1 protein-coding gene is annotated in these 2,623 nt (G+C 43.4%); it reads right to left on the bottom strand.

Translation table 11 applies throughout. From position 1 onward, the window contains the following. The coding region (locus EG814_RS20820; RefSeq protein ID WP_206430332.1) for a beta strand repeat-containing protein at positions 1-2,623 on the bottom strand (2,623 nt) is incomplete at both ends.

Raw genomic sequence — 2,623 nt, forward strand, 5'->3', positions numbered from 1 at the left:
TTGGATTGTAATTATCTGGGTGAAAGTTTCAGAAACATTTCCGCAGTCGTCTTTTACAGTCCAAGTATTGGTGTAAGTTCCCGCGTTTCCGCATCCTTCAGAAGCTGCAAATTGCCCGCTTACTTTAGAGATGTCAGAAACATCCGCATCGCATAAGTCAGAGGCGGTTGGGAATTTAGCCTGCGCTAAAGCAAGGCCTTCAGCATCGCTGCATTCTAAAGTGGCATTTAGAGTTCCGGCAGCTGTTGTCCAAGTTGGAGCAGAATTATCTTGTACAATTATTGTTTGGCTTACTGGAAGAGAAACATTTCCACAAGAATCTTTGGCAGTCCAAGTTCTTGTTTTAGTGTAAGCTCCGGCACAATTTCCTTGTATAATAGTATCTTCATAAGTTAATGAAGCTATAGTTACGTTGTTATCAGTCGCTGTCGCTTGAGCAAAAACAGGTTCTTCAGGACAATTGATAGTTGTAGTCTCTGGTAGCGGATTTATAATTGGTTTAACTGAATCTCCATCCAAAATAGTAAACGATTCAGAAAGTGTACATCCATTAGCATCTGTAATAAGAACAGTGTAATTTCCAGTGGCAAGATTACTTGCAGTTGACGTTGTTTGTACAGGAACTGTATTCCAAGAATAGCTATATTGAGCAGTTCCTCCAGAAACAATTACCGTTGCAGAACCATTATTTCCTCCACCACAAGTAACATCTGTTTGACTTTTTACCGCGCTTAATGCATTTTGAGGTTGTGAAATTGTCACAGAACATTTTGTAGTATATCCTAATTTGTCTGTAACTGTCACAGTATGTGTACCAGCAGTTAAAGCAACTGCTTGTGCGGTTGTTTCATTATTATCCCAAAGATAAGTATACTCTCCGTTACCACCTGTAGCCGTTACAGTTGCTTTACCAGTGTTGCCTCCAAAACATTTTACGGGACTATCTTGCGAAATACTGCAAGAAAGCACATTAGGTTGTGTAATAACTACGGTACATTCTGTAGAACATCCGTTTGAATCTGTAACTTTTACGCTATGTGTTCCAGCATTTAATGCTACAGCTTTTGGAGTGGTTTCGCCATTATCCCATAGGTAAGTATAGCCAGGAGTACCGCCAAGTGGAGATACCGTTGCTTCACCATTACTTAAGCCATTTGCTGTTACGGGTTTATTTTGTACAACTGAACATGATAATGCAGAAGCAGGTTGGGTAATTGTAACGATAAGAGGTGTTGCAGTACATCCGTTAACATCTTTCACAGTTACAGTGTAAGTTCCCACAGAAAGGTTTATTCTGTCTTCAGGATCGTTTGTTCCAGCTAAATCTGCCCAGTCGTAAGTATAAGGAGCAAACCCGCCAGATGCAGTTATGTTGATTGCGCCAGTTGAAGCTGCGAAACATAATACATCAGTCTGTGAAGTTTTAGCTACAGCTACCGCCGCTAAAGGCTGTCCAATAGTAACTGAGTTAGATTGCGAAGAACAGCTATCTGTAACAGTTACGGTATAAGTTCCCGCAGGCAGGTTTAAAACAGTTGCTGTTGTTCCTACCACTGCATTTGAACTGTTTTTCCAAGAATAGCTTACGGTTCCAACAGCGTTTGTCACAGTTCCCGCAGTCACCGTTCCAGTGCTAGCTCCAAAGCATGAAGCATCTGTTTTAGAAGAATCTGCCAAAGCCAGAGCCGCGTTCGGCTGTCCGATTGTTACCGAATTGCTTTTAGAAGAGCAGGAATCAGAAACGGTTAAGGTATAAGTTCCCGCAGGCAGATTGGATACTGAAGCCGTCGTTCCGACTACGGCATTTGAACTGTTTTTCCAGGAATAGCTTACGGTTCCAACTGCATTCGTCACAGCTCCCGCAGTTACAGTTCCAGTGCTTGCGCCAAAGCATGAAGCGTCTGTTTTAGAAGAATCTGCCAAAGCCAGAGCCGCGTTCGGCTGTCCGATTGTTACCGAATTGCTTTTTGAAGAACAGGAATCAGAAACGGTCAAAGTATAAGTTCCCGCAGGAAGGTTAGAAACAGTTGCAGCTGTTCCGACTACGGCATTTGAACTGTTTTTCCAAGAATAGCTTACGGTTCCAACTGCATTTGTCACAGCTCCCGCAGTCACCGTTCCAGTGCTTGCGCCGAAGCATGAAGCATCAGTTTTAGAAGAATCTGCCAAAGCCAGAGCTGCGTTCGGCTGTCCGATTGTTACCGAATTGCTTTTTGAAGAGCAGGAATCAGAAACAGTCAAAGTATAAGTTCCCGCAGGAAGATTGGATACTGAAGCCGTCGTTCCGACTACGGTATTTGAACTGTTTTTCCAAGAGTAGCTTACGGTTCCAACTGCATTTGTCACAGCTCCCGCAGTCACCGTTCCAGTGCTTGCGCCGAAGCATGAAGCATCAGTTTTAGAAGAATCTGCCAAAGCCAGAGCAGCGTTCGGCTGTCCGATTGTAACCGAATTGCTTTTAGAAGAGCAGGAATCAGAAACAGTCAAAGTATAAGTTCCCGCAGGAAGATTAGATACAGTTGCCATTGTTCCGACTACAGTATTTGAACTGTTTTTCCAAGAATAGCTTACGGTTCCAACTGCATTTGTCACAGCTCCCGCAGTCACGGTTCCAGTGCTTGCG

The sequence above is a fragment of the Flavobacterium ustbae genome (assembly GCF_003946915.1).
In the GTDB taxonomy this organism is placed as follows: Bacteria; Bacteroidota; Bacteroidia; order Flavobacteriales; family Flavobacteriaceae; genus Flavobacterium; species Flavobacterium ustbae.